The sequence below is a fragment of the Bacillus sp. YC2 genome, assembly GCF_019891195.1.
GTDB lineage: Bacteria > Bacillota > Bacilli > Bacillales > Bacillaceae > Bacillus.
This window is the reverse complement of record NZ_JAHXDO010000003.1, coordinates 204,152-230,302: the sequence shown is the minus strand read 5'-3', so window position 1 is coordinate 230,302 and position 26,151 is coordinate 204,152. Positions and strand designations below refer to the sequence as shown.

Here is a 26,151-nt window from a genome sequence, read left to right as displayed (position 1 = left end):
AGAGATTTTGCTTCTGTTACATTTTATCATATATGAATCTAAAATGAAAAAAAAGGAATTCCGGCTCCCATAAAAAAACGTGCGCCCGTGAGCACACGTTTTTTGGTTAAGACATTGGCGGTTTTTGATGATGATCTGATTGATGTTTTTCAATTTTGCGGTTCAATTTTGCTAAATAACGGGAAGCGAACTCTTTTCCTCCAAGTCCGAATGAAAGTCCGAACGCAAGAGCGAAACCGCCCAGGATGAGAATAAACGCCGAATTCACAATCGTGTCGGCGACCCCGAGCTGATCAAGCGCCATAAAGAAGGAAAGCGTTATAATGGTATATTTCGCAAGCGGCGCCAGAAAATTAAACTCTCTGCCTTTTATAATGCTTGCAAGCAGCCTTTTAACAAGCTGTCCGGCCAAAAGCCCGATCCCGACGATAAATACCGCTGCAAGGACATTAGGCAGGTAAGCGATAATGCCTGTTGCGATGACGACGAGAAATTCCAGATGAACGATTTGCAAAGCCTCCGCGGTAAAGAGAAGGATAATGATAATCTGCGCGATCACCCCGACAGCCTGAGAAAGCGAGAGCTTCGCCGAGTCCGCCGCTTCAAGTCCCATTTTCCCGAGAAGAGAGTTAAAGCCGGCGCGGTGCAAGAGCCCTGTTACGATACTGTTCACCCATTTTCCGATCCAGATGCCGGCGAGGATAAGAACAATGCCGATGATGATATTCGGAAGCATTGTAAAGACCGTATTCAGCATGGCAACGGCCGGTTCAGAAATTCCGGCGACATCGAGCCGGTCAAGCGCTGAAATGACAGCCGGGATTAAAATCAGCACGTATGCGATGGTTCCGATGATTGCTGAAAGGCTTGTATCCTTTAGGTAAATGGCAAGGCCCATTCGCGCGGCAAGTCTTTCAGTTCCGATGCTTGCAAGGAAATTTGTGATGATATCACGGACAAGCCGGGCAACCAGCCAGCCGATTAATACAATCAGGGCCGCGGCAAATAATTTAGGCAAGAAAGACAGTACGTTTTGAATCATGCTTGTAAACGGTTCTGATATCCCGCTGATTTGCAGAGCGGATAAGACACCTGGCAAAAAGACGAGCAATACGAGATAGAAAACGATTCGGGAGGCAGCCATAACCGATTGGCTGACACTTTTTTCTTCTGAAACTATGTTCCATTTTCTGAGCCGGCCGTTGTTGGCAAGCTTCATGCCCGCTTTTTTGACGAAATAGCTGAAAAGCGAAGCAGCCGCCCATCCCAATAAGAGAATCAAACCAGCTTTTAAAACGCTCGGCACAGCCGCCGTTATGGCTGAGAGCATGCTGACAAACGGAGAAGCCACTATTGTCAGGTGCAGAATATTAAAGAACAGAATAAAAACGATAATCAATGCGATAAAATAAATGACCTTGCTGATCACTTTTTCGGATGAATAGCGGGAAGGTTTTTTTTCCGCAAACAGCTTGTCATCGATTTTTGTTTTTTGCAGCCCCTTGTACACGGCTTTTTCAATGATTTTGGCAATGCCCCAGCCGATCAGCAGGACGAGAAGCGCAATGATTAAATTCGGCAATTTACTGAGATACGAAGTAAGCATGTCTGCTGTATTCAATAGAATCTCTCCTTTACTTTATGTGGTATGGTGTGTGTTTTACCCACTCACATATAAAGCAAACGGGGCGGATGTGCCGAAAGAATTTCAGATGGAAACCGGTCTATTATTTCATCTTTTGACAGGCGGGGTCATACATTATAAATAAGTCCAAGTAGGGGGGATTCGGTTGAACGCGGAGGAGAAAAAGGGTTTACAGCGGGCAATTGAGGAAATAACCGAGATTGCAAAGGGATTCGGCCTTGATTTCTACCCGATGAGATATGAAATTTGTCCGGCTGAGATTATTTATACATTCGGTGCGTACGGCATGCCGACGAGATTCAGCCATTGGAGCTTCGGCAAACAATTTCACAAGATGAAGCTTCACTATGATCTCGGTTTGAGTAAAATTTATGAGCTGGTCATTAATTCGGACCCTTGCTACGCTTTTTTGCTGGACAGCAATTCGCTGATCCAAAATAAATTAATTGTCGCCCACGTTCTGGCTCATTGTGATTTTTTCAAAAATAACTGCCGCTTTCAAAATACGAAGCAGGACATGGTCGAAAGCATGGCGGCGACGGCTGAACGGATTAAACATTATGAAAGAATTCACGGGATAAAAGAGGTGGAATCCTTTTTAGACGCCATCCTGGCGATTCAGGAGCATATCGATCCGTCCTTAGTCAGGCCGAAGCTGTTGTGGAGCGTCGATGATGATGAGGATGACGAGGAGGACGCCGTTTCCTCGCCGTACGATGATTTATGGGATATGGATAAGCCGAAGCAAATAAAAAAGAAAAAAGGGAAAAAGGCGTTTCCGCCCCGCCCGGAAAAGGATATTCTGCTTTTTATCGAAAAGCATTCGCGGGAACTTGAACCGTGGCAGCGTGATATTTTAACAATGATGAGAGAAGAAATGCTGTATTTCTGGCCGCAGCTGGAAACGAAAATCATGAACGAGGGCTGGGCCTCATATTGGCATCAGCGGATCATCCGGGAGCTTGAATTGACGTCAGATGAAGCAATCGAATTTGCGAAGCTGAATGCCGGCGTCGTTCAGCCGTCGAAAACGGGAATTAATCCGTATTATTTAGGACTTAAAATTTTTGAAGATATTGAGGAGCGGTATAACAAACCGACAGAAGAAATGAAAAAAGTGGGGGTAAAGCCCGGGTCCGGACGCGAGAAAATGTTTGAAGTCAGGGAAATCGAATCTGATATTTCGTTCATCCGTAATTACTTGACCAAAGACCTCGTGCTACGCGAGGACCTTTATTTATTCCAAAAACAGGGCCGGGACTATAAGATTATCGACAAAGAGTGGAAGGCTGTGCGCGACCAGCTCGTCAATATGCGGGTGAACGGAGGATTTCCGTACTTGACCGTCAATGACGGCGACTACTTGAAAAATAATGAGCTCTATATTAAGCATTGGTACGAAGGAATTGAGCTGGATCTGAAGTATTTGGAGAAGGTGCTGCCGTACCTGTATCAGCTGTGGGGAAGAAGCGTGCACATTGAATCCGTTCTTGAGGAAAAGGAAGTCATGTTCTCTTATGACGGAAAAGGAGTGCACCGCAGATATATGTAAAGAAGAAAGGATGCAGGGAAACCCGCATCCTTTTTTTTATTTGCCGTTTTTTAAGATGTTAAATATGTTTTTCGCCTGATCCGTGTTGTTCAGAAGGCCGGTAAATGCTTCTTTTCCGGGGCCGTATGCGTAAACGGGCACTTCTTCCCCGGTATGGTCGCCGCTTGTCCAGCCGCTGTTGGTTTTCGTATTAAAGAGCTTAATGATCGCTTTGTAGGCGCCTTTATCAGGGTCCTGCTTCGCCGCCGTTTCGATCTGCTTGATTTCATCCTTTGACCATTTCAGCTTGGTATACTTAGTGAGCACGGAAGAGACCGATTTTCCGGCTTTGATTTGATCAGCCATAAATGCCGGTGTCTTTTTCGCAGCCAAAATCGGTTCAACATGCCAATTTTTCTCGCCGTTCGCTCCAACGGTAAATCCGCCTGTCGTGTGGTCTGCCGTTGCGATGACAAGGGTGTGCTTGTCTTTTTTGGCAAACGCGATAGCTGCTTTATATGCTTTTTCGAAATCCTTCATTTCGCTCATCGCTCCGACAACATCATTGTCATGTCCGGCCCAGTCAATCTGGCTGCCTTCCACCATTAAGAAAAATCCTTTTTTGTTCGTGTTCAGCCTGTCGATAGCTGAATTTGTCATATCTTCTAATGAAGGCGTCTCGCTCGTGCGGTCTAAAGCTTTGTCGAGTCCGCCGTCGGCAAACAGGCCGAGAATCTTCTTATTGCGGTCTTTTTTCAGCTCTTGTTTTGAGGTGACATAGCTGAAACCCGCTTTTTTGAAGTCTTTTGTCACATTGCGGTCTTTCCGGATGAAATTTGTTTTTCCGCCGCCGAGCAATACATCCACTTTCGGTTTTCCGTTGATTCGATCATCAATATAACTGCTTGCGATTTCATTCATGTTTTTTCTTGATTTGTTATGGGCTCCGAATGCAGCCGGAGTGGCGTGGGCAATTTCTGACGTTGCCACAAGACCTGTGGATTTGCCCCGCTGTTTCGCTTCCTCAAGGACTGATTTGACGCGCTGTCCTTTTTTATTCATGCCGATGGCAGCGTTGTAGGTTTTCACGCCTGTGGCCATTGCCGTTCCGGCTGCCGCAGAATCGGTGATGTTGGAATCAGGATCGTCAGGATAAGTCATCATCATGCCGGTGAGATTTGGGTCGAATGCCGTCAGCTTCATACCGTCCGCCGGTTTGCCTTTGTTGATGACCGAACGGTAGGCGTTCATATATGGTGCGCCCATCCCGTCGCCGATCATGAAGATGACGTTTCTGATTTCGTTTGTGTCTTTTTGTTTTTTAGCAGCTGCCTGCTCTGAATGCTGAAACCCCGCTCCCGCAATCAGACCCGCTGTCAGCACAGACACGGCTGCCGCCGGCAAAAGCTTTGATTTAACCTGTTTAAATAGACTCATTCTCACTTGTCCTCCTTTAATCATGTTCTGCATGTTTTATGGTAGGGGATGTTTGTAAAGGGCGGCCGTCGATGCTGTAAATTTCAAGTGAAACATTTGTTAGAAATGTAAATCCCGGTGTGCTGTTATTTTTTCATGCAACAGCGGAAACCATTCATCTTTTATGAAAAAATGGCGGGATTTTTTTACAAGGATGAATCTGTTAATGGGAGTTCTTCTTTTTTCCAAAAAAAATAGACCGCAGGAAAAAAACATGACAAAACAGCTCGTATTTCGTCACGTTTGAAATCAAATTGAAATATTTAATACCCTTAAAAACTTTTTTTATAAACGAATTAGTAAGAAATTTGTCACGTGAAGTCAAGTCTATTTCTAGTGGAAATTGACCCTTATAATAGAAAACAGATAAAAACTTGAAAAAAGAGATTATAAAATAGATAGATGAATTTGGGGAGGAAAACATGAAAAAGCAACTTGTTACAGCAACAACAGCAGTGGTTCTGGGGTCTACTTTGTTTGCGGGAGCGGCGTCTGCACAAAGCATTAAGGTAAAAAAAGGCGATACATTATGGGGACTTTCACATCAATACGGAACGTCAATTAATACCATTAAATCAGAAAACAAACTAAAATCGGATATTATTTACATAGGACAAACGTTATCAATTAACGGTAAATCTTCTTCATCCGGCTCAAGTTCAAGCAGCAGTTCATCATCATCTACATATAAAGTAGTGAAAGGCGACAGTCTTTGGAAAATTTCGAATAAATACAGCATGACTGTAAATCAATTAAAAAGCTTAAACGGTTTAAAAACAGACCTTATCCGCATCGGACAGGTTCTTAAAGTAAAAGGGTCAAGCTCCGGTTCGTCAACGGTTTCACCGTCTAAACCATCTAAACCGTCTTCTTCATCAAACGGCAATACGGCTCAAACGAAGCTAAATGTCAACAAGCTGATTTCTGATGCGAAATCATTGATGGGAACGCCGTATGTATGGGGCGGAACAACGCCGTCCGGCTTTGACTGCAGCGGATTTATCTGGTACTTGCTCAACAAACAGACGAGTGTCGGAAGAACAAGCACTGCAGGATACTGGAGCTCAATGAAAAGCGTTTCAAGCCCGTCACCAGGTGACTTCGTCTTCTTTACAACATATCAGGCAGGCCCGTCTCACATGGGTGTCTACATTGGAAACAACAAGTTCATCCATGCCGGTTCTGACGGCGTTGCGACAAGCGATCTCAATAACAGCTATTGGAAGCCTCGCTACTTGGGCGCGAAAAGATTCTAACAGCTATGAAAACCCGTTCATCAGAACGGGTTTTTTTATTAGACGGCGTACGCCCTTATTGGTTTCTCTTAAAAGTGAAAATGCGATAAAAAGTCTAAAAAGGTTTTCTTTTTCTCATTTTCATGCAGGGCGATGGCGTATGCTCCGGCTCTCGGCATCTGGGCAAAGTTACATGGGATTTCAATCATCCTGCCTGCCGCGAGTTCAGCTTTTACTGTTGACAGCGGCAGGAACGAGACGCCCAGCCCTTCTTTGATAAATCGCTTTGTAATGTGCGTCTGCGTAACCTTCATCGTCCTGACAAAGGGGAACTGTATTCTGACCTGGCGGAGCAAATCATCCCAGTAATCGGGGTGGTTATGGGTGAGCAGCAGGTAGTGTCCGAGCAGATCTTTGACATCAGCCTCCTTCCCGGTTTTACGTTTTTGCTCAGGGGGCGCGACAAGCACAACGGGGTCATGATACAGAGAACGGCATGTGAGGGAGGCCGATTGCACCTTTAAACAGCTCAAGCCGATATCGGCTGAGCCTGTCTTGATTTGAGCTGCGATTTCCTCAGATTCGTAAATCGTTACGGTCATTTCGGTTTCTTCATTGGCGGCCGTATAACGCTTCATCACAGACGGTAGAATGGTGTCGGCGATAAGCGGCGACACAGCGAGCGTTAAGGTTTGCGAGTAGCCTTGACGCACCCTGTGCAGCTCTGCCATGCTGTTTTCATAATCCTCAAGCAGCCTCATGGCAAACGGTACATATGCCTTTCCTTCCTCTGTCAATTGTATTTTTCTGCCGCTTCGCTGAAACAGCTTGCAGCTGATTTCTTTCTCTAATAACTTAATGTGAACGGTGACGGTCGGCTGAGATAAAAAAAGCGTTTCCGCCGTTTTTCTGAAATTCTCATATTTCGCCGCGGTCACAAAGGTGTGAAGCCATTTGAAATCCATAAATGCTCTCCTCTGATTAAAAGTTTTAATTAATTCCCTTAAAAATATTCATTATTTTTTAAATATTATATCTACTATAATAACAGAAAGAGGATGAGGGGGAATCACATTGATACATCATGGATTAAAAGGGATTACTTGTGCAGAAACGGCAATCAGCCACATTGACGGAGAAAAGGGGCATTTAATATATCGCGGATTTGAGGCGAAGGATATTGCGCTGCAATCCAGCTTTGAAGAAGCAGCGTATCTCATTTTATATGGAACGCTTCCGGATGCGCGCGAATTACTGGACTTTCAGGAGAAGCTGACGGCAGAACGCACGCTGCCGAAGCGTATCATCGATTTACTGGAAACACTTCCGAACCATATGGACGATATGGCGGTGCTGAGGACTGCCATTTCAGCATTAGGCACAGATTCTTTTGCGTATCCGCCCCGGCCGGAAGAAGCCATCCGGCTGATTGCCGTCACACCGACAATCATCGCTTACAGAAACAGGCGGTTAAAAGGAGAAGAAGCGATAGCGCCGAACTCTCAATACGGACATGTAGAAAATTATTTATACATGCTGACTGGCAAACGGCCGGCAGAAGCACAGAAAAAGGCGCTTGAGACGTATATGATATTGGCGATGGAGCACGGCATGAATGCGTCTACTTTTTCAGCGAGAGTCACCGTCTCCACTGAATCCGACTTGGTATCTGCGGTAACTTCCGCGCTCGGCACGATGAAAGGGCCGCTGCACGGAGGAGCGCCTTCAGGTGTAACGAAAATGCTTGAGGATATCGGAGAAAAAGAGAATGCAGAAGCGTATTTGACAGCCAAGCTGGAGCGGGGGGAGCGTCTCATGGGCTTCGGCCACAGAGTATATAAAACAAAAGACCCGCGTGCGGAAGCGCTGCGCATAAAGGCTGAAGAGGTGGCTGGCAATGACAGATCGCTCGATTTGGCGCTGCATGTGGAACAGGAAGCCGTCCGCTTATTAGAAAAGTATAAGCCGGGCCGCAAACTGTACACCAATGTAGAATTTTACGCGGCTGCGGTGATGAAGGCGATTCGTTTTGACGATGCTTTGTTTACCCCGACGTTTTCGGCGAGCCGCATGGCCGGCTGGTGCGCCCATGTGCTTGAACAGGCCTCAAACAACATGATTTTCAGACCGTCTGCAAAATATACCGGTGCATTTCCCAAAGCGGCCCAGCAGCTGTAATCAGGGGCATATTTGTCTGTTTAACTCCGCACATGGCGTGGTATCGTTCATTAACACCATTTGCAGGAGAGTGAGAAAATGAATCCGATGGACAGACAAAAGGAAGGACAAAAACCGCAGGGACAGGACCGCCAGCCGGGCACTGAGTCGAAAATGGACCCGAAGCCGTTATTGGAGGACCAGGATTATAAAGGTTCCGGAAAATTAAAAGGCAAAGTCGCTCTTATCACAGGAGGAGACAGCGGCATCGGCGCAGCCGCCGCGATCGCTTATGCGAAAGAGGGAGCAAACCTTGCCATCCTGTATCTCGACGAGCATTCCGATGCCGAGAGAACGAAGAAGCGGGCAGAAAAAGAGCAGGCTGAGTGCCTGTTAATTCCGGGAGACGTCGGTGATGAGTCGCATTGCCAAAAGGCAGTCCGGCAAGTCATAGATCATTATGGGAAAATTGATATTTTAGTGAACAACGCGGCTGAACAGCACCCGCAAAACGGAATACTCGATATCACGACAGAGCAGCTGGAGAAGACGTTCCGGACGAACATGTTTTCAATGTTCCATATGACAAAAGCCGTATTGCCGCATTTGCAAAAAGGGAGCGCCATAATTAACACAACCTCTATTACCGCTTATCAAGGAGATACTTCATTGATAGATTATTCCTGTACGAAAGGCGGAATCGTTTCCTTTACGCGTTCTATGGCAATGTCTTTAGCTGATCAGGGAATCAGAGTGAACGCGGTGGCGCCGGGCCCGATCTGGACCGCGCTGATTCCGGCCACGTTTACAAAAGAAAAGGTGGAAAAGCACGGCTTGGACACGCCGATGGGAAGGCCGGGACAGCCTGCAGAACACGCGGGAGCATATGTACTCTTGGCCTCAGACGAATCCTCTTATATGACGGGGCAGACCATCCATGTCAACGGAGGACGGTTTATTTCAACTTGATTATCACTTGTAAGAAACATCCCGCATTCTCTCAGAGTGCGGGATGTTTTATTGTTTGAAAGGTAAGATACATATAATTTGGAAATTGATAATTGTCAGTTCATAATCTCCCTCCGTTTGACAAAAGCCCGTCAACCTTATGATCATGATATAGGGGTTTATTATGGTAATTTGACTGACGATGTATAAAATATAGAATTTTCAAAAAAGTTGTTTTCATTTTTTTATTTTTAGATATAATATGATGTAGGAGAAAGGGATGATGGGCAGCGATATTTTCAGCAAAAAATAAGAATTTAGTCATTATTAGCATTGTTATCTGAATATTCTAACTTATAAGATTTATATAATGGGAGTGAAGAAGATGAAGGGGAGCGTATTTAGAAAGAAAAGCATTCAGGACCTGCTTGCCGCAACGAGCGGGGAGAAGTCGCTGAAAAGGGAATTGGGCGCCTTTGATTTAACGCTGCTCGGAATAGGAGCCATCATCGGGACAGGAATATTTGTTTTAACGGGAACAGGCGCCGTGACGGCGGGGCCCGGGCTGACTGTTTCGTTTGTCGTGGCTGCCCTCGCATGTTTATTTGCGGCTCTGTCGTATGCTGAATTTGCTTCAAGCGTACCGGTTTCGGGTTCCGTTTACACATTTACGTATGCCACATTGGGCGAACTTCTCGCCTTTATTATCGGCTGGGATTTAATTTTGGAATATATGCTTGCCGTCAGTGCGGTTTCAGTCGGCTGGTCCGGTTATTTTCAATCATTTTTAGCGGGCTTCGGCATCCATCTGCCGGCCGCGTTAACCGCAGCCCCTGGGTCTGTTAAGGGTACGGTTACGTTTTTTAATCTTCCCGCCTTTGTCATCGTGCTTGCCATTACATTCCTTCTCTATTTAGGCATTAAGGAATCAAAACGGGTCAATAATATTATGGTTATTCTGAAAATTCTGGTTGTTCTGCTGTTTATTGCCGTGGCAGCTGTGTATGTCAAGCCGCATAACTGGCAGCCGTTTATGCCGATGGGATTTGGCGGAGTTTTCAGCGCAGCAGCGCTCGTCTTTTTCTCCTTCATCGGTTTTGATGCCGTGTCATCTGCTGCTGAGGAAACGAAAAACCCGGCAAAGGACTTGCCTAAAGGTATTATTTTTTCATTATTGGTCTGCACGGTTTTGTATGTGACGGTATCGGCGATTATGACCGGCGTTGTGCCGTTTGCACGATTTGAAGGCGTCGATCACCCTGTATCTCTTGTTCTGCAAATGGCCGGCCAAAACTGGGTGGCGGGCATTATTGATATCGGCGCCGTTTTAGGAATGACAACAGTCATGCTCGTCATGCTGTACGGCCAGACCAGGGTGATGTTCGCTATGTCCCGTGACGGGTTAGTGCCGGGGGCGCTTTCAAAAGTTCACGCTAAGCATAAAACGCCTCACGTGGTCACATGGGTTTTCGGCATCCTGTCCGCCTTACTCGGCTCACTCGTTCCGCTTGACGAACTTGCAAAGCTTGTGAACATCGGAACGCTCGCTGCGTTTGTCCTGATTTCCGTAGCGGTGATCGTGCTGAGAAAGAAACAGCCGGATCTGCCGAGAGCTTTTAAATGTCCGGGAGTTCCGTTTATTCCCGCATTGGCGATTCTGTTCTGCCTGTTTTTGATTCTGAATCTTGGCTGGACCACCATTTTTCGTTTCTTTATTTGGCTGATCATCGGCCTATTGATTTACTTCTTATATTCCAGAAAGCATTCCAAATTAAATGAGAAGCTATAACGGGAAGCGGCCCTTGCCGCTTTTTTTATTTTCAGAACAATAAAACATATCAAAATAGGCTTAAGTTATGGAAGCGAATAAGGGATAATAAAGGGCGGAAGGGAAGTGGAAAGTCGTGTCTGACCAAAAAAAGGTTCAATGGGCCTCAAAAATAGGATTTATTATGGCCGCTGCGGGTTCGGCCATCGGCCTTGGAGCCATTTGGAAGTTCCCTTACGTAGCGGGAACGAATGGAGGAGGCGCTTTTTTTCTCGTGTTTGTCCTCTTTACCGTTCTTCTCGGTTATCCGCTTCTGCTCGGTGAATTTATATTCGGAAGGCGGAGCCAGACAAATGCGATAGATGCCTACAAAAAAGCGGCGCCGAAATCGGTTTGGTATCTCACGGGTTATGTAGGTGTCGCGGCATGTTTTTTAGTCTTATCTTTTTACAGTGTCGTCGGCGGATGGATTTTGCTTTATGCGGTGAAAGCCGTTTCCGGTTCTTTATCTGGACTCACTCAGGAACAGTACGGTTCGATGTTTGGCGCAGTCATTGAAAATCCGCTTCAGACGCTCGCGGCGCAGCTGCTGTTTATGATCATGACGGTAGCTGTCGTCGCAAAAGGCGTCCAAAAAGGGATAGAGCGTGTCAGCGCGGTATTAATGCCGATTTTATTCGTTCTGTTTATTTTGCTTGTGCTGCGTTCGCTCACTCTTGATCATGCCATCGAAGGGGTTAAATTTTTATTGGTTCCCCATTTTGAAGACCTTACGCCGAAATCCATCTTATATGCATTGGGACAGGCGTTTTTTACATTAACACTCGGGGTGTCGGTCATGGTGACGTACAGCTCTTATCTGCCGAAAACACAAAATCTGCCCGGTTCGGCCGGTTCGATCGTTGTCATGAATGTACTCGTCACACTTTTTGCGGGACTGGCGATTTTTCCGGCGGTGTTTTCGTTTGGATTAAAGCCGGATGAAGGACCTACACTGCTGTTTACCGTGCTTCCGGCTGTATTTGATCAGCTGCCCTTCGGCACGCTGTTTTTCATCGGTTTTCTCGCGGTCTTTTTCTTTGCTGCACTGACCTCGGCTTTCTCTATGGTGGAAATTATCGTGGCGACAGTCGGGAAAGGCGATGAAACGAAAAGAAAGAAACTGTCTTGGACAAGCGGTCTGCTCATTTTTTTAGTCGGCATTCCGTCTTGCTTATCGTATGGTGTTCTTGCCGATGTACATGTTTTTGGCAAAACCTTTTTTGATCTGGCGGATTTCACCGTCAGTAATGTGCTTATTCCGCTGGGCGCTTTATTGATTTCAATCTTTATTCCGCTGAAAATACCGAAGCAGGCGCTTTTTGCCGAGATGAAAAGCGGGTCTTCCATCGGTTATGCTTTCTTTCAGCTCTGGTATTTCCTGCTGCGGTATCTCGTGCCGCTGGCTATCATAATCGTATTGTTAAATTTAATCGGAGTTCTTTCATTTTAGAAAAAACAGGCCCTTTCAGGGGGCCTGTTTTTTGATTATCAGCAAAAACGCCCAAGACGGGAAAGTCTTGGGCGCTGCTTTTTAAAAACCAAACTGTAAATTCGTATCCACCGCAACAATTGTATACACACAGACTATAACGAAAAGATTGAGGATGACACCGAGCAGGCCGGGACCCGTCCTGCCTTTTTTAATAAACAGCTCAATGATGCCAAACGGCACGGCCGCCATCGCAAACGGCAGCATCTGATAAGAATAAAAGGTCACATTGCTGATAATTGCCACATTCAGCAGCAGCAGGGACAAGATCGCGGTCCCGACTGATATCCAGCCGAAAACATTATGTTCTTTAAAGATTCTTACCAATTCCATAATTCCACCTCACCGATGTTTGCTGCTTTTACTGCTTTATTTTTCAGCAGACGTTCGATTTCTTTTGTCGGTCCCGTGATAACAGACCCGTATACATTCATTCCGTGCCGGTCTACATAATTGATTCTGTTGTCCAGGTTCATATCTTTACGTTTAGAAATGGCATGCACCCATTTTTTATGACGGGACATATATTCAAGTGCGTTGATAAATTGTTCGCGGTCAGTCTGTCCTTGCGTTTCAAAAGAGGAAAGCATTTTTGAATCTTTCCCGGGAAATCCTAACGGTTCGGCATAAGGACTGTCTTTCAGATTTTTTTCCGTTTCGACCGCATTCCATAAAAACTTCACATCATAGTTTTTAAATCGTGAATAGATTTCAGTTGATGGATAGGCGCGATCGTAAGAAAGATAAACCTCAGCAACGCTTCCTTCAGGCAATTTCTTTAAGGTTTGACCGGCTTTGTCTACCGTCCGCTCCTTTAATCCGGAGGGATGCGCAAAATAATGGTTTGCCTGGCTGGCATCTAAATCATAATAGTTGACGGCAGGCGGCTTGACCGTATCCAAAAACATCTCCACCCGTTCTCCGCCTACTGATTTTGTTTTTGTGCCGATCTGTTTTTGGAGCGGGAATTCTGTATTCATTCCAAACAGCTTTACCTGGCTTTTTAAGCCCGACGTATCAACGAGGACGTTCGGCATTGTGATCGCCACTGTCACTGCCGCGGTTTCCATTAATTGATTTCCGGTGCTTTCTTTTCCTCCGAGCCCGTAGTAGAGGTAGCTTCCCAATGTGCAAAGCGGCAGAATCATCAATGTAGAAATGACGGCGAGAACGGAAATCCGCAAATATGATTTGCGTTTTCCGTATGATAAAATGGCCCGCTGTTTTTCCGGGCTGATGCTGACGTCCCATTGCCGGTCGTCCTGCATTTCGCTTTCAATCAATTCCTGATAGACTTCAAGCTTTTCCAGCTCTTCTTCAAAGGCGGCCATCTCCCGGTCGCTCATTTCCCCATTTTTATATTGGTAAAATCGCTTCTTAAATTCTTCATTCATCATTAACACCTCTATTATAAAGTGCTTTCAGCCGCTGTCTGGCACGAAATAAAACACTTTTAAAATTAGCCTCTGAAATATTCATAATATGGGATGCTTCTTTGTAATTCAGTTCTTTTAAATAATACAGCGTTAAGGCCTCCCGATAATTGTCGGGGAGTTCGGACATATACCCTGTCAGCACTTCCTTGATTTCAATTTGATGAGCCGGGCTTTGAACAGCCGTCTGAAAAAGGCTCCCAATTAAGTCATCGGAAATGGTCACTTCCTTTTTATGTTTTCTGACATAATCTATAAACGCATTTCTCGCCACTTGAAAAAGCCATGGCTTTACTTTGCTGTGGTCATAGGAGTGAATGTGTATGTATGCCCTCATAAAGGTTTCCTGCAGCAAATCCTCAGCGAGATGCTTGTCTTTTGTCATGGAGAGCAGGAACCGGTAAACATCATTCATATACATTTGGTAAATTTCATCGATCGTCACTGCCTTTTCTCCCCTCTATGTTATACACGCATAAGAAAGGTTTAAAGTTGCACGTTCCATGCAAACGGCTTAATTTCATTTTCACCTAATCAAACACCATTTCTATATAGTACCCAAAATCCGTCACAAAAGATAGAGAATGATTAAGGAAAAATAAATTTATTAGTACCAGGTAATAAAAAATATTGTTATAATAGAGTCAGAATACATTTGATCATTACAACAAAGGAAGTGCGTTATGTATAATTTTTGTGCAAATGCCCTTAAAGGCATTCTCTCCCTGCGCGGAGGAATTAAAGTGTACAATAAAGAAAATCTTCCGTCTGATACAGGTTTCGTTATTGCGTGTACACACTCAGGCTGGGTGGATGTGATCACCCTTGGTGTCGGAATATTGCCTCATCAGATTCATTATATGGCAAAAAAAGAGCTGTTTCAGAAAAAGTGGATCGGAACGTTTTTAAAGAAAATTAATGCCTTTCCGGTTGACCGGGAGAATCCTGGGCCAAGCAGCATTAAGACGCCGATTAAGCTCTTAAAAGAAGGAAAGATAGTTGGCATTTTTCCGAGCGGAACGAGAACATCAGAAGACGTTCCGCTGAAAAGAGGGGCCGTGACCATTGCGCAAATGGGGAAAGCGCCGCTCGTTCCGGCAGCTTACAAAGGGCCTTCTGCAGGAAAAGAGCTGTTTAAAAAAGGGAAGATGAAGCTTATCATCGGGGAACCGCTTTTCCAAGAGGACTTCGCCGATCATGCGCCGAAGGAAAGGCTGGCAGCCATGACAGAAGAGCTGAACAGCAGAATAAAAGAGCTTGAGAAAAAACTTGAACAGATGTAACAGAATTAAAAAAGCTTGCCGTTCGCATAGACGGCAAGCTTTTTTTGTGAGGATTACGCCTCTTTTTGTTCGGCGGTTTCTAACAGTTCGTCAAACGCCAGCTTTTTTACTTCGATATAAGCGACATGGTGGCCGTCAATTTCATTAATAATAAATTCACAGCCTTCTTCAATAATGGAATCATGCTGCTGCACGTCGTATTTCTGGGTAAGGAACCAGCCGCCGATTGTATCGACCTCGTCATTTTCTAAATGAATGCCGAGCAAGTCGTTCACTTGGTCAATCAGGACTTTTCCATCAAGCATATAATGGCCGTCCCCGAGTTTGCGGATCTCGTTGATTTCATCGATATCAAATTCGTCCCGGATTTCTCCGACGATTTCTTCGATAATATCTTCAACGGTCACAAGCCCTGCGGTTCCGCCGTATTCGTCTGACAGAATCGCCATATGAACCCGTTCTTTCTGCATTTTTACAAGCAGGTCGTGAATAGGCGCAGATTCAATCACATGGATGATCGGATTTACAAAGGCGGTAATCGGCGAGTCAACTGATACTTCGCCGCTGATGCAGGCGGTCAGCACTTCCTTAATATTGATGACGCCGATAATATTGTCTTTGTCGCCCTCTTCGACAGGGTAGCGCGTATATTTTTCAATCTGAATGATATCCATCATTTCAGAGATTTTGATATCGTGCGGCAGACTGACGATTTCCGTTCTCGGAATCATAATTTCTTTAGCGAGTCTGTCGTCAAATTCAAAGATTTTATTCACATATTTAAATTCAGACTGGTTGATTTCCCCGCTTTTATAGCTTTCTGATAGTATGATGCGCAGCTCTTCTTCCGAATGGGCAAGCTCATTTTCAGAAACCGTCTCCAAACCGAACATCTTTGTCAAAAGACGGGCGGAGTTGTTCAAAAGCCAAATAAACGGGAACATGATGCGGTAAAACCAAATGAGCGGTTTCGAAAACAGCATCGAAACGGCTTCCGCTTTTTGGATGGCGACTGTTTTCGGCGCCAATTCCCCTACGACCACATGTAAAAATGTAATGATGGCGTAGGCCAGAATGAATGAAATAACATGCGATAGTGAGTTTGGTACGTTTAATTTTGTGAAAAGCGGATGAAGCATGCGTTCAATCGTTGATTCGCCTAAGACACCCAGACCAATCGAAGTCAATGTAATGCCGAGCTGGCACGCCGATAAGTACTCATCCAAATGCGTGGTCACTTTTTTTACACCGATTGCGGCTTTATTTCCTTCTGCTATAAGCTGGTCAACCCGTGAGCCTCTGATTCTGATTATCGCAAACTCAGATGCTACGAAAAATGCCGTCAGCGCGATTAAAACCGCGACTAAAATCAAATTCACAATGTCCAATTAGAACCTTCACTCCTTTTGGGAAAATGAAGGTAACACCTCCTGTTAATAAGATAATGGTTTAACTTAACAGCAGCATAAATGATTGAAGCACTGCAAGCTTTTCGGGAGTAAGCCTTTTTTTCAGCTGGGCACGCTCCTCGGGTTCAAGCTTTTCAAACCGATGCAAGATCCCGGAGATGTTTTGATTCATGTCATCAATTTCCGTTGCCAAATTTCCAATATCATCAGTCAAAGCTGAAGAGGGAAACTGGTTCTCCAGTTGATCTTTTATATCAGACAGGGCCAATCGCTGCTTTTTACAAGCGACAATAAACATTAGTCGTTTAAGTGCAAGTGTATCGTAGTAACGATAGTTCGAACAAGACCTGGCCGGCGTTAACAGACCAAGGTTTGTGTAGTAATCCACCGTACGCTTCGTTACTCCGGCAATAGCCGCTAATTCACTGATGCGATAAGTCTCAGCCCCATCTAAATCCCTCCCCAACCATCACGTTATAGTTATGAGAATAGTTTAATATATGAAGAGGAGTTGCACAAGTTTATTGTTTTCCAGTGCTGTTGCTTTAATTGGCAGTGAAGGCTTTAGGAAAAAGCGTTGACTGAATCATGCAAATCTTCCATAATCATTGTAAATAGAGAGCGGTTTGGCAAAGGAAGACGAGCAAACGCGCAGAAGGGACAGATGAAAGTGGCCGGTTTATCAAAAGAAGTTACAGAGAATTTACAGAAAGGATCATGGATTCGCAGGCTGTTTGATGAAGGCGCGCGGCTGAAGAAGGAATACGGCGCTGATAAGGTATTCGATTTTTCAATCGGAAATCCCGTCACCGAGCCGCCTGAGGCATTTAAAAAGGCGCTGCGTGAAACGGCTGAAGCGGGAAGGCACGGATACATACAAAATCAAGGGCTTCCGGAAGCGAGAGAAAAGGTAGCGCGCTTTTTATCAAAACGGTTTGAGGCAGACATTTCTTCCAAGCATGTCGTGATGACAGTCGGAGCCGGCGGGGCGCTGAATGTCGCGCTGAAGAGCATTTTGAATCCGGACGAAGAAGTGATACTGTTAGCGCCTTATTTTGCGGAATATAAAGCGTATGTTGAAAATTACCGCGGAAAACCCGTTATTTGCCCGCTTACTGACACATTTGAGATTGATATTGAAGCAGTAAGGAAAGCGATCACTCCCCAGACGAAGGGGTTGATCTTAAATACGCCGCACAACCCGACGGGGACGGTTTTAACCCAAAACAACATAAATGAATTGGGTTCCTTATTAAAAGAAGCGGAGGAGAAACACGGCAAAAGCATTTATATCCTGTTTGATGAACCGTACAGCCAGCTGATCTACGGGGAAGAGCAGGCGAATCCGTTCCAAGCGTATCACCGCGTCATTTTAGTCAGTTCTTTCAGTAAAGATCTCGGGATCGCGGGGGAGCGGCTTGGGTATATCGGTTTGGACGGCCAAATGCCTGAACGTGATCTTCTGACGGATGCTTTCGTTTATTGCAATCGGACGCTCGGATTTGTGAATGCGCCGGTCATGATGCAGCGCACCGTGGCTGAAATGGATGATCTGACGATAGACGCGGCCCCTTACCGGAAGCGGAGAGACCTTATCGTTGACATCCTGGCAGAAGCAGGTTTCGATTTTGAAATGCCGACGGGAGGCTTCTTCGTTTTTCCTAAATCACCGATTGAAGACGAGGTCGAATTTTGCATGCATGCCGCACAGAAATATAAATTATTAATCGTGCCGGGCAGCGGATTCGGAAGGAGCGGCTACTTCCGGTTATCTTTCAGCGTGTCTCTAGAACAAATCAAAAATTCGCGGGAGATTTTTGCCGCTTTGTATCAAGATTTCGTTTCATAGCTTCCAATATATAAAGATGGGAGAACAGTCTAATGTCTATGAGAAATGATGGGACGTCTGAAATAAAAATCACCGGAATCGGAGTATTAACGGCAGTCGGGCAAGGCAAGGACGCATTCCTTGAGGCTCTAATGGAGGGCCGTCACGCGTTTGATGTCATGAAGCGCCCGGGACGGCAGAAAGGCACTTCGTTTATCGGCGCGGAGCTGAAAGATTTGACGCCCCCTGAAGCGCTCTCCAAACGTTTGTACCGGAAAGCTTCATTGTCCGGAAAGGCCGCGCTTATCGCTTTAGATGAGGCATGGCAGGATGCTGCATTAGACGGAGTTGACCCGAGCCGCACCGGCTTAGTCATCGGCGGCTCCAATGTTCAGCAGCGTGAACTGGTGCAAGCCTTCGAAAAAAACAGCAAGTCGCCGCAATTTGTGAATCCGACGTACGGGCTCTCATTTATGGATAGTGATTTGTCCGGGCTCTGCACAGAGCAATTAGGGATAAAAGGGCCCGCCTTTACGGTAGGCGGCGCGTCTGCGAGCGGTCAGGCGGCCGTCATTCAGGCTGCCCAAGCGATCAATGGCGGCCTGTTTGACCGCTGCATTGTCATCGGGGCGTTAACAGACCTGTCGTATATGGAATGTCAGGCCCTTCGCTCATTAGGGGCTATGGGTTCTGACAAATATGCCGACTGCCCTGAGGCAGCCTGCCGCCCGTTTGACCGGCATACAGACGGTTTTATTTACGGGGAAGCATGCGGGGCGATTGTGCTGGAACGGGCTGTGTCCGCGGACAAGCGGGGCGCGCGCTCATGGGCCGGGCTGAAGGGTTGGGGCATGGCCTCTGACGGCAACCGCAATCCAAACCCTTCTATTGAAGGAGAAATGACTGTGATCCGCCAGGCGTTGGATCGGGCGGGGCTTTCGGCGGCAGAGATTGATTACATAAATCCACACGGCACCGGTTCGGTCATTGGTGATAAGACTGAATGCCGCGCACTTTCGGAGAGCGGTTTGTCACACGCGCGAATAAACGCTACAAAATCGATTACGGGACACGGCCTCAGCGCTGCCGGTACGGTGGAAGTCATTGCCTCACTTCTGCAAATGCGGGAATCCATGCTCCATCCTACACGGAACTTAACGGAGCCGATTGACGATACGTTTCATTGGGTGAAAGACAGGCCGAGCGCACATACCGTACACTGCGCATTAAGCTTAAGCATGGGGTTCGGTGGAATCAATACGGCGCTTTGTTTAGAAAATCATTTCCGAAGCAAGTAACAGCAGCCTTTCTGAAGGCTGTTTTTTACATGATAAATAAATCGAAAAATGAAAAAATAATTCTGGAATGAGTTGTGATACAATAAAATATACAAATTGTAATCATGCTTTGACTTAGGAGGTGGCAGGATGGGGCCCTCTGTATAGTCAATCACCCATTTCGTACCTCGAATTCAGGAAAAAATGATGAAGCCGGGAGGTGACGTCCTTATCCTTTCTAAAGGGATAAGGTGAAATGGACGACATTGACAGTTTGATTTTAATTGCTGTACTCATTGCTTTAACGGCATTTTTCGTCGCGAGTGAGTTTGCGATCGTCAGAGTAAGGAGATCCAGAATTGACCAGCTCATTTCAGAAGGGAACAGACGGGCGGTACTCGCAAAGCGTATCATTACGGACCTTGACGAATACTTATCGGCATCACAGCTTGGCATTACGCTGACATCCATCGGACTCGGCGTGCTGGGAGAACCTGCTTTTGAACGGATGCTTCATCCCTTGTTTGCGGGCATGGGGCTGCCGGATTCGGCTGAGCATGTCATTTCTTTTGCTGCGGCGTATGCATTGATTACGTTCTTACACGTCGTTATCGGCGAGCTTGCGCCTAAAACGGCTGCCATTCAAAAAGCGGAAAAACTGACTTTATGGATTGCCGGACCGCTTCGCTTGTTTTACTTGTTGATGTTTCCGTTTATTTGGGTGCTGAACGGCTCCGCCAGGCTTTTGACCGGGCTGTTCGGGTTAAAGCCGGCATCTGAGCATGAAGGCTCCCATTCAGAGGAAGAGCTGAGAATACTGCTGTCAGAAAGTTTGAAAAACGGAGAGATTAATCCGTCTGAATATACATTTGTGAATAAAATTTTTGAGTTTGATAACCGGATCGCAAAGGAGATCATGATCCCGAGAAAGGAAATGGCCGCTGTTTCAACTGATATGTCTATACCGGAAATGCTGGATATGATGCTGAAGGACAAATATACGCGCTGGCCTGTGACAGATGGGGACAAAGACAGCGTCATCGGTATGGTGAACACGAAGCATCTGTTTTCGGATCTGTTGTTTATGACAGAGGAAGAAAAAGCGGTTTTATCGATAACGCCGTATGTCAGGCCGGTCATTGAAGTGATTGAGACGATTCCCATTCACGACCTGCTGATCAAAATGCAGAGAGAACGGATTCATTTGGCGATTCTGTCTGACGAATACGGGGGAACGTCAGGCCTTGTCACAACCGAAGACATTCTTGAAGAAATCGTCGGTGACATCAGAGATGAATTTGATGAAGATGAACAGCCGCTGATTCAAAAGCTGTCCGAACACCATTACGTATTAGACGGAAAGGTTCGGATTGAGCAGGTGAACCACTTGCTCGGCGCCGCCATTCAGGAAGAAGTCGAAACAATCGGCGGGCTTGTGCTGAAAGAAAACATCGATATCACGGCGGGGGAGTCGATACACATCGGCCGGTACACTGCCCGGGTTTTGGAGATGGACGGCCGGTTTATCAAACAAATTGAATTGAAAGAAAAGACAGGCCGCTTGGGCGGGCTGGAGACAAAAAATCACCCGCTGCCTGTACCTGAGACGGTAATGCTTCAAAACGCAACCTTGAGCGAAAAATAAAGCTCAAGGTTTTTTTATACAGACATGATCATCCAGCCGGCCCAAAACGCCAAAAGGCTTCCGGCTGCCGACACGGCAATGTACAACAGACTCGCCTTTACGCGATTGTTCAGCAGCAGCTGCACGGCCTCAGTGCTGAAAGTGGAAAAGGTGGTAAACGCACCGAAAAAGCCTGTCGCAATGATGATGCTGGCTGAAGGGTTGTGCAATCCGATTCTGATAAACAGCCCGAGACCCAAGGCGCCCAGCAGATTGACTGCTGCCATTCCCATTGGAATCGGAAAGCCGCCGGATTTTGCTGTGACTGCTTTTCCCAGTAAAAAGCGAAAGACAGCCCCTATTCCTCCGGCGAGACACATGCAGAAAATCGTCATGACGTTTTATGCCCCCTTCCTGCTATGCGAAAAGCCAATTGCCGTCCGGCGGCGATGCCGGCGAATGCAAGCGCAAGGCCTGAAACCATTGTGACGGCAAAATAAAGAAAAGCATTCCGCGGAGACGATTGCATTAAAAAGACGGTCTCTTTTGAGAATGTTGACATCGTCGTAAATCCTCCGCAAAAACCGGTTCCTAAAAATGCAGATAAGAGAGGGCGCTTGGCCCGAATGATAAAATAACCTGTTATAAGTCCGAGTAAAAGGCTTCCCGCTGCGTTTTCAATCAAAGTAGCCGCCGGAAAGGCGCCGCTATGGATATGCACACTCATTTCAAAACGGAGCAGCGCCCCCAATGCGCCTCCGATAAAGATTGCGATGTATTGTTTCATATCAGCCACCCTTAGTAATGAAGTCCGGATAATCTGTTACAATGCCGTCAACTGCCATGTCTTGCAGCTTGGCGGCTGTCTTTTGGTTTCTTACCGTCCAGGCAAACACCTTCAGGCCGTTTTTGTGGGCGGTAGAAATCAAGAAACGATTAAGCCGGGTATATTTAATATTGACATAGTTTGCGACTGATTTGTAGGCGTCAAGCTGACTTCTTGAAAACATACCGAAGCTGGGCCGGGTAATAATTGCGGTCGGCACAGACGGGTACATGTCGTGAAAGGTCTGAATCGACTTGATGCTGAATGATTGAACGATATGGTGAATCGAAAAGGAAAACCGGCCTAACAGCTGGCCGACAGCTTTCTCAAGACCGACTTGGGAAGGATGGCCTTTCAATTCAATCAAAAGCCCGATTTTAGGATGATAGCGCTTCAGCACTTCTTCAAGCAAGGGTATCCGTTCACCTTTAAACTCAGGGCTGAACCAGCTTCCGGCGTCAAGGGCCTGCAGCTCCTTCAGCGTAAAATCTTTTACAAAGCCGGAACCGTCCGTCGTCCGGTCCACTTTGTCATCGTGGATAACGACAATATGTCCGTCTTTTGTGAGCTGGACGTCAAGCTCAATTAAATCAGCATTCATATCGGCCGCAATATCAAATGCAGCAAATGTATTTTCGGGCGCGTATCCTGATGCGCCGCGGTGGGCGATGGTATACAAGCTTGTCAGCTCCCCTCAAGGGCATTTCTGTTATTGTATCAAATTTCATATATGCACAGTGATGCAAACTGGTGAATGTGCAAAAAGTATTTTTTTGGAATAAAAACAGTACTTTCTTCTGTTTACAATAGATTGAGATCATTTATAATGGCACAAAGGAGGCGAGATCATGGGAAAAGGGAGATTGAAAGTGGAGGAAAGAATTAAGGCCGAAACCGATGCTGAAATGCAAAAAGCGACTCTCCTGAATCAGACACAAACGAAGAAGAAATAGGTGCCTGCCCCTGTTGTATCTGGCTGAAAATTGAACGATTATGCGAAAACTCCGGCTGTATTTCCCAGCCGGGGTTTTTGCGGTGCATCAGACATTAAAGAAAGATATTCGCCGAATACTTTAGTATAATATAGATTCGATCAGACAAAAGGAGCATTTGCCATGGCTAAACATTTTCAGAGCTTTTTTACTCTTGAACATATCTCACAAATCGGCATCAGCATAGGAATTTTACTGGCTTTTCTCATTCTCAGAAAGCTGTTTGTCAAATATTTCTTTCAACTGATTTATAAATTGGCAAACAAGCCGAAAACAGATATTTTCACACAAATCGCCGTGGCGTTTGACAAGCCCGCCAGGTGGTTTTTTGCGGCGTTGGGACTGTTTTTGGCGATTGAATATTCACCGTTTTTAGACGGACAGATGGACATTGTGAAAAAAATGTACCGTTCCCTTATCGTAGCGCTGCTCGCTTGGGGGCTGTGCAATTTGACATCAGCTTCTTCATTTTTGTTTCATAAAGTCAATAAGCGCTTTGAGCTTGATATGGACGACATTTTGGCGCCGTTTTTATCTAAGGTGCTTCGCTTTGTGATTTTAGCGCTCAGCGTCAGCGTGATTGCGCAGGAATTTAATTATGACGTCAACGGATTCGTGGCCGGACTGGGGCTTGGCGGATTGGCCTTTGCGCTTGCCGCTAAAGATACGATCAGCAATTTCTTCGGCGGCATCATCATTATTACAGAAAAGCCGTTTACGATCGGCGATTGGGTGGAGACCTCTACTGTGACCGGAGGCGTTGAAGATATCACCTTCAGAAGCACGAGATTCCGCACGGCGCAGGGAGCGCTCGTCACCGTTCCCAATTCAACGCTGTCCATGGAGGCCATCACAAACTGGACAAGAATGACAAAGCGTCAGGTTACGTTCTCCATCCGTGTCTCTTATGCGACGCCTATCGAAAATTTAGAACGGTGTATCATCAGGCTCAGAAAGATGCTGATTGAACATGAAGGCGTGCATGACGATACGATCATGGTCAATTTTGATATGTTTGCAGACAGCTATTACAATCTGTTTTTCAACTTCTACACGAAGACCATCGTTTGGGCGGAAAGTTTAGAAGTGCGTCAGGACATTAACAGCAGAATTATTGATATTTTTGCCGAGGAAGGCGTGGAATTCGCTTACCCGGGCCAAACGGTATTTGTAAAGCAGAAAAATCAGAATGACCCGTTTCAGGTAAATCAGCATTCCGGAGAAAAGGAACGGGCATAACAAGGCCCCCGTCCTGAAAGGTAATCTGCCTTTAGGGCGGGGTTTTTTTCATGATATGATAAAAGGAAAAGGCGGTGGCAGAGTGGAAGGGTTTTTGACATTGATCAATCAGGCAGAACGGATCGCGGTGCTGACCGGGGCCGGCATGAGCACGGAATCGGGCATTCCGGATTTTCGGTCGGCGGGCGGTATATGGACGGAAGACACGTCCAGAATGGAAGCAATGAGCCGGGAATACTTTGAACGCCATCCCCGCGAATTTTGGCCTAAATTCAAACAGCTTTTTCAAATGAAAATGAGCGGAAACTATGAACCGAATGCCGGTCACCTTTATTTGGCTGATCTTGAAAAGCGGGGGAAGCAGGTAGACATCTTTACGCAGAATATTGACGGGCTTCATAAGAAAGCGGGAAGCAGCAGTGTATATGAGCTTCACGGTTCGATTCAAACGGCTGTCTGTCCTGATTGCGGATCGCGTTACGGGCTTTCTCATTTACTGAAGGAGGACGTGCCGGAATGTACAGCGAAAAAGGCAGACGGAAAAGTATGCGGCACGGTGTTAAAAACGGATGTCGTTCTGTTCGGGGATCTCGTTCAGCATTTTGAGACCCTCTATGAAAAGCTTGATCAGGCGGATCTCCTGCTCGTTATCGGTACTTCGCTTGAGGTCGCGCCGGCCAGATTCGTGCCTGAGGATGCGAGCCGGATACCAGGATTGAAACAGGTGATCATTAATCTTGAGCCGACATATTGCGACCATTTATTTGACCTGGTGATACATCAGAAAATCGGTGAGTTTGCAAAACACATCAACTCCGCAACGTAGACGGAAAAAAGCCGGATCATCTATACGATCCGGCTTTTCTTATTCATGGACGGGAATCATTTGATCCGTCAGCACATCGAAGGAATAGCCCTTCGCTTTCAACTGTTGGATCAGGCTTGGCAGCGCATGAACCGTGGCCGGCAGATCATGCATTAAAATAACAAGAGGCCTGCTCGTATGGCTGCTTTCTAAATAAGCGAGCTGGTTCAGAACCTCAGGCACATATTGTGCGTTTTTGTACTTCCAATCCTCGCTGTCTATCGTCCAATCCCAGTATACGAATCCGCCTTTTTCGAGATTTTTTATCTGGGCATCTGTCAACGACGGCTTACTCCCGTAAGGCGTGCGGACGAGATCGGTTTTCACCCCTGTGATCGCTTGAAGCGTGGCGCGGCCCTGCTGCATTTCTTTCAGAGGCGATGTCGGGGTTTGGTAAAACAGTTTATTGTCGTGCGTGACGCCGTGCAGACCGAGCGCAATTCCTTCATGCTTCGCTCGCTGAACGGAATGTTTATATTCGTTCATCCGCGGTGCAAGCATAAAAAAAGTGGCTTTTGCGCCATGTGCCTTCAAAACATCCAATAATTTGTCAGTATAAGGAGAAGGCCCGTCATCAAAGGTTAAATACACCGTTTTTTTGCCTGTGTCCCGCTCTCCCTGTAAGTGCTTGATTAACACGCCGGGGGAATCGTTTTTCAGCCGCAGGCTTTGTTTTTCATCACGAAGCTGGCCGTTAGCCGTGACAGTGATCTGTTTATTCTTCGCGGCGGAAGTTGAATAGCCCAATATGACGATTAACAGAAGCAGTCCGCACAAAACTGCTAAACTCGTTAGTTTAAAAGCCAGTGAAAACAGAGAAGGGGAAGCACCTTCTTTTGTATTGCGCATAACAATCTCTCCAGTAGCATAAATTTCTGCATATTGCTGAAACAGCGGAGGCTTAAACAAGTGCCATAAGTTAACAGCATATGTATGTCGAGTCAAGTATACAGGAATAAAACTGGTAAGAACATAGAAAAATTGTCGAAATATAAGATTTTAAGAAAAAAATAAACTCCGCTCCCGGCTTGTTCAGTATGATAGAATAGTTGACAATAACAGCTGAGAATGTGCATCAGATTGA

Annotated in this window: 25 protein-coding genes; 13 read left to right on the top strand and 12 right to left on the bottom strand. The window is 46.1% G+C overall.

Going from position 1 to position 26,151, the window contains the following annotated elements; all coding sequences use genetic code 11:
• Nucleotides 1-106: 106 nt before the first annotated feature.
• Nucleotides 107-1,621 carry a mechanosensitive ion channel gene (locus KY305_RS07855; protein WP_223062062.1) on the bottom strand — a complete coding sequence of 505 codons (1,515 nt, stop codon included), beginning with the start codon at nt 1,619-1,621 and terminating at the stop codon, nt 107-109.
• A 169-nt stretch (nt 1,622-1,790) separates the two neighbouring features.
• On the opposite strand from KY305_RS07855, the gene KY305_RS07850 reads away from it, so the two are divergent.
• Complete coding sequence (locus KY305_RS07850) at nt 1,791-3,197, top strand: SpoVR family protein (protein WP_223062061.1); 1,407 nt, start codon at nt 1,791-1,793, stop codon at nt 3,195-3,197.
• 36 nt (nt 3,198-3,233) lie between these two features.
• Here the strand turns inward: KY305_RS07850 and KY305_RS07845 are convergent, their stop codons facing one another.
• Nucleotides 3,234-4,613, bottom strand: coding sequence for an alkaline phosphatase PhoA (locus tag KY305_RS07845; RefSeq protein ID WP_223062060.1), 1,380 nt, complete (start codon nt 4,611-4,613; stop codon nt 3,234-3,236).
• 461 nt (nt 4,614-5,074) lie between these two features.
• On the opposite strand from KY305_RS07845, the gene KY305_RS07840 reads away from it, so the two are divergent.
• The gene (locus tag KY305_RS07840) at nt 5,075-5,908 is read left to right on the top strand and encodes a C40 family peptidase (RefSeq protein ID WP_223062059.1); all 834 of its coding nucleotides are present in this window, start codon (nt 5,075-5,077) and stop codon (nt 5,906-5,908) included.
• 68 nt (nt 5,909-5,976) lie between these two features.
• Here KY305_RS07840 and KY305_RS07835 read toward each other — a convergent pair whose 3' ends face one another.
• A complete protein-coding gene (locus tag KY305_RS07835) occupies nt 5,977-6,852 on the bottom strand; it encodes a transcriptional regulator CitR (protein ID WP_223062058.1) in 876 nt (291 codons plus the stop codon).
• A gap of 109 nt (nt 6,853-6,961) precedes the next feature.
• On the opposite strand from KY305_RS07835, the gene KY305_RS07830 reads away from it, so the two are divergent.
• The 4 genes from KY305_RS07830 (at nt 6,962) to KY305_RS07815 (ending at nt 12,252) form a co-directional block, all read left to right on the top strand.
• Nucleotides 6,962-8,065, top strand: coding sequence for a citrate synthase/methylcitrate synthase (locus tag KY305_RS07830; RefSeq protein WP_223062057.1), 1,104 nt, complete (start codon nt 6,962-6,964; stop codon nt 8,063-8,065).
• 78 nt (nt 8,066-8,143) lie between these two features.
• The gene (locus KY305_RS07825; RefSeq protein ID WP_223062056.1) at nt 8,144-9,013 is read left to right on the top strand and encodes an SDR family oxidoreductase; all 870 of its coding nucleotides are present in this window, start codon (nt 8,144-8,146) and stop codon (nt 9,011-9,013) included.
• A gap of 364 nt (nt 9,014-9,377) precedes the next feature.
• Complete coding sequence (gene bcaP / locus KY305_RS07820) at nt 9,378-10,781, top strand: branched-chain amino acid transporter BcaP (RefSeq protein WP_223062055.1); 1,404 nt, start codon at nt 9,378-9,380, stop codon at nt 10,779-10,781.
• 115 nt (nt 10,782-10,896) lie between these two features.
• Complete coding sequence (locus KY305_RS07815; protein WP_223062054.1) at nt 10,897-12,252, top strand: sodium-dependent transporter; 1,356 nt, start codon at nt 10,897-10,899, stop codon at nt 12,250-12,252.
• A gap of 81 nt (nt 12,253-12,333) precedes the next feature.
• Here the strand turns inward: KY305_RS07815 and KY305_RS07810 are convergent, their stop codons facing one another.
• From KY305_RS07810 to sigM, 3 genes are read right to left on the bottom strand one after another with little or no spacing between them, the layout of a single operon-like run.
• Entirely contained in the window at nt 12,334-12,624 is a 291-nt protein-coding gene (locus tag KY305_RS07810) for an anti-sigma-M factor (protein WP_003155315.1), read from the bottom strand.
• On the bottom strand, nt 12,612-13,685 hold the full coding sequence (locus KY305_RS07805; protein ID WP_223062136.1) for an anti-sigma factor: 1,074 nt from the start codon (nt 13,683-13,685) through the stop codon (nt 12,612-12,614). The genes KY305_RS07810 and KY305_RS07805 overlap by 13 nt, the downstream gene beginning before the upstream one ends.
• Nucleotides 13,678-14,169 (bottom strand): RNA polymerase sigma factor SigM, encoded by a 492-nt coding sequence (gene sigM, locus KY305_RS07800; protein WP_003155312.1) that lies wholly within the window; start codon nt 14,167-14,169, stop codon nt 13,678-13,680. The genes KY305_RS07805 and sigM overlap by 8 nt, the downstream gene beginning before the upstream one ends.
• Before the next feature lie 238 nt (nt 14,170-14,407).
• On the opposite strand from sigM, the gene KY305_RS07795 reads away from it, so the two are divergent.
• Nucleotides 14,408-15,007 carry a lysophospholipid acyltransferase family protein gene (locus tag KY305_RS07795; RefSeq protein WP_223062053.1) on the top strand — a complete coding sequence of 200 codons (600 nt, stop codon included), beginning with the start codon at nt 14,408-14,410 and terminating at the stop codon, nt 15,005-15,007.
• Between the two features lie 53 nt (nt 15,008-15,060).
• Here the strand turns inward: KY305_RS07795 and KY305_RS07790 are convergent, their stop codons facing one another.
• Nucleotides 15,061-16,395 (bottom strand): hemolysin family protein, encoded by a 1,335-nt coding sequence (locus KY305_RS07790; protein WP_214800680.1) that lies wholly within the window; start codon nt 16,393-16,395, stop codon nt 15,061-15,063.
• A 61-nt stretch (nt 16,396-16,456) separates the two neighbouring features.
• Entirely contained in the window at nt 16,457-16,882 is a 426-nt protein-coding gene (cueR, locus tag KY305_RS07785; RefSeq protein ID WP_223062052.1) for a Cu(I)-responsive transcriptional regulator, read from the bottom strand.
• 198 nt (nt 16,883-17,080) lie between these two features.
• On the opposite strand from cueR, the gene KY305_RS07780 reads away from it, so the two are divergent.
• The 3 genes from KY305_RS07780 (at nt 17,081) to KY305_RS07770 (ending at nt 21,166) form a co-directional block, all read left to right on the top strand.
• On the top strand, nt 17,081-18,265 hold the full coding sequence (locus tag KY305_RS07780) for a pyridoxal phosphate-dependent aminotransferase (protein ID WP_223062051.1): 1,185 nt from the start codon (nt 17,081-17,083) through the stop codon (nt 18,263-18,265).
• 32 nt (nt 18,266-18,297) lie between these two features.
• The gene (locus KY305_RS07775) at nt 18,298-19,542 is read left to right on the top strand and encodes a beta-ketoacyl synthase N-terminal-like domain-containing protein (protein WP_223062050.1); all 1,245 of its coding nucleotides are present in this window, start codon (nt 18,298-18,300) and stop codon (nt 19,540-19,542) included.
• A gap of 235 nt (nt 19,543-19,777) precedes the next feature.
• Nucleotides 19,778-21,166 carry a hemolysin family protein gene (locus KY305_RS07770; protein WP_223062049.1) on the top strand — a complete coding sequence of 463 codons (1,389 nt, stop codon included), beginning with the start codon at nt 19,778-19,780 and terminating at the stop codon, nt 21,164-21,166.
• A gap of 14 nt (nt 21,167-21,180) precedes the next feature.
• Here KY305_RS07770 and crcB read toward each other — a convergent pair whose 3' ends face one another.
• The 3 genes from crcB to KY305_RS07755 are packed head-to-tail and all read right to left on the bottom strand — an operon-like array spanning nt 21,181 to nt 22,650.
• The gene (crcB, locus tag KY305_RS07765) at nt 21,181-21,540 is read right to left on the bottom strand and encodes a fluoride efflux transporter CrcB (RefSeq protein WP_223062048.1); all 360 of its coding nucleotides are present in this window, start codon (nt 21,538-21,540) and stop codon (nt 21,181-21,183) included.
• Complete coding sequence (locus KY305_RS07760; RefSeq protein WP_223062047.1) at nt 21,537-21,932, bottom strand: fluoride efflux transporter FluC; 396 nt, start codon at nt 21,930-21,932, stop codon at nt 21,537-21,539. Before KY305_RS07760 ends, crcB begins: the two co-directional genes overlap by 4 nt.
• Nucleotide 21,933: 1 nt before the next feature.
• Nucleotides 21,934-22,650 (bottom strand): glycerophosphodiester phosphodiesterase, encoded by a 717-nt coding sequence (locus KY305_RS07755; protein WP_214800687.1) that lies wholly within the window; start codon nt 22,648-22,650, stop codon nt 21,934-21,936.
• Nucleotides 22,651-22,819: 169 nt separating this feature from the next.
• Here KY305_RS07755 and KY305_RS07750 point away from each other — a divergent pair, with 169 nt between their 5' ends.
• The 3 genes from KY305_RS07750 (at nt 22,820) to KY305_RS07740 (ending at nt 25,028) form a co-directional block, all read left to right on the top strand.
• On the top strand, nt 22,820-22,924 hold the full coding sequence (locus KY305_RS07750; RefSeq protein WP_214800688.1) for a YhdX family protein: 105 nt from the start codon (nt 22,820-22,822) through the stop codon (nt 22,922-22,924).
• Nucleotides 22,925-23,086: 162 nt separating this feature from the next.
• Nucleotides 23,087-24,202 (top strand): mechanosensitive ion channel family protein, encoded by a 1,116-nt coding sequence (locus KY305_RS07745; RefSeq protein ID WP_223062046.1) that lies wholly within the window; start codon nt 23,087-23,089, stop codon nt 24,200-24,202.
• 55 nt (nt 24,203-24,257) lie between these two features.
• Nucleotides 24,258-25,028: an NAD-dependent protein deacylase gene (locus KY305_RS07740; RefSeq protein ID WP_262417635.1), complete on the top strand. Its 771-nt coding sequence runs from the start codon at nt 24,258-24,260 to the stop codon at nt 25,026-25,028.
• A gap of 39 nt (nt 25,029-25,067) precedes the next feature.
• Here the strand turns inward: KY305_RS07740 and KY305_RS07735 are convergent, their stop codons facing one another.
• Nucleotides 25,068-25,916, bottom strand: coding sequence for a polysaccharide deacetylase family protein (locus tag KY305_RS07735; protein WP_223062044.1), 849 nt, complete (start codon nt 25,914-25,916; stop codon nt 25,068-25,070).
• Nucleotides 25,917-26,151 lie beyond the last annotated feature (235 nt).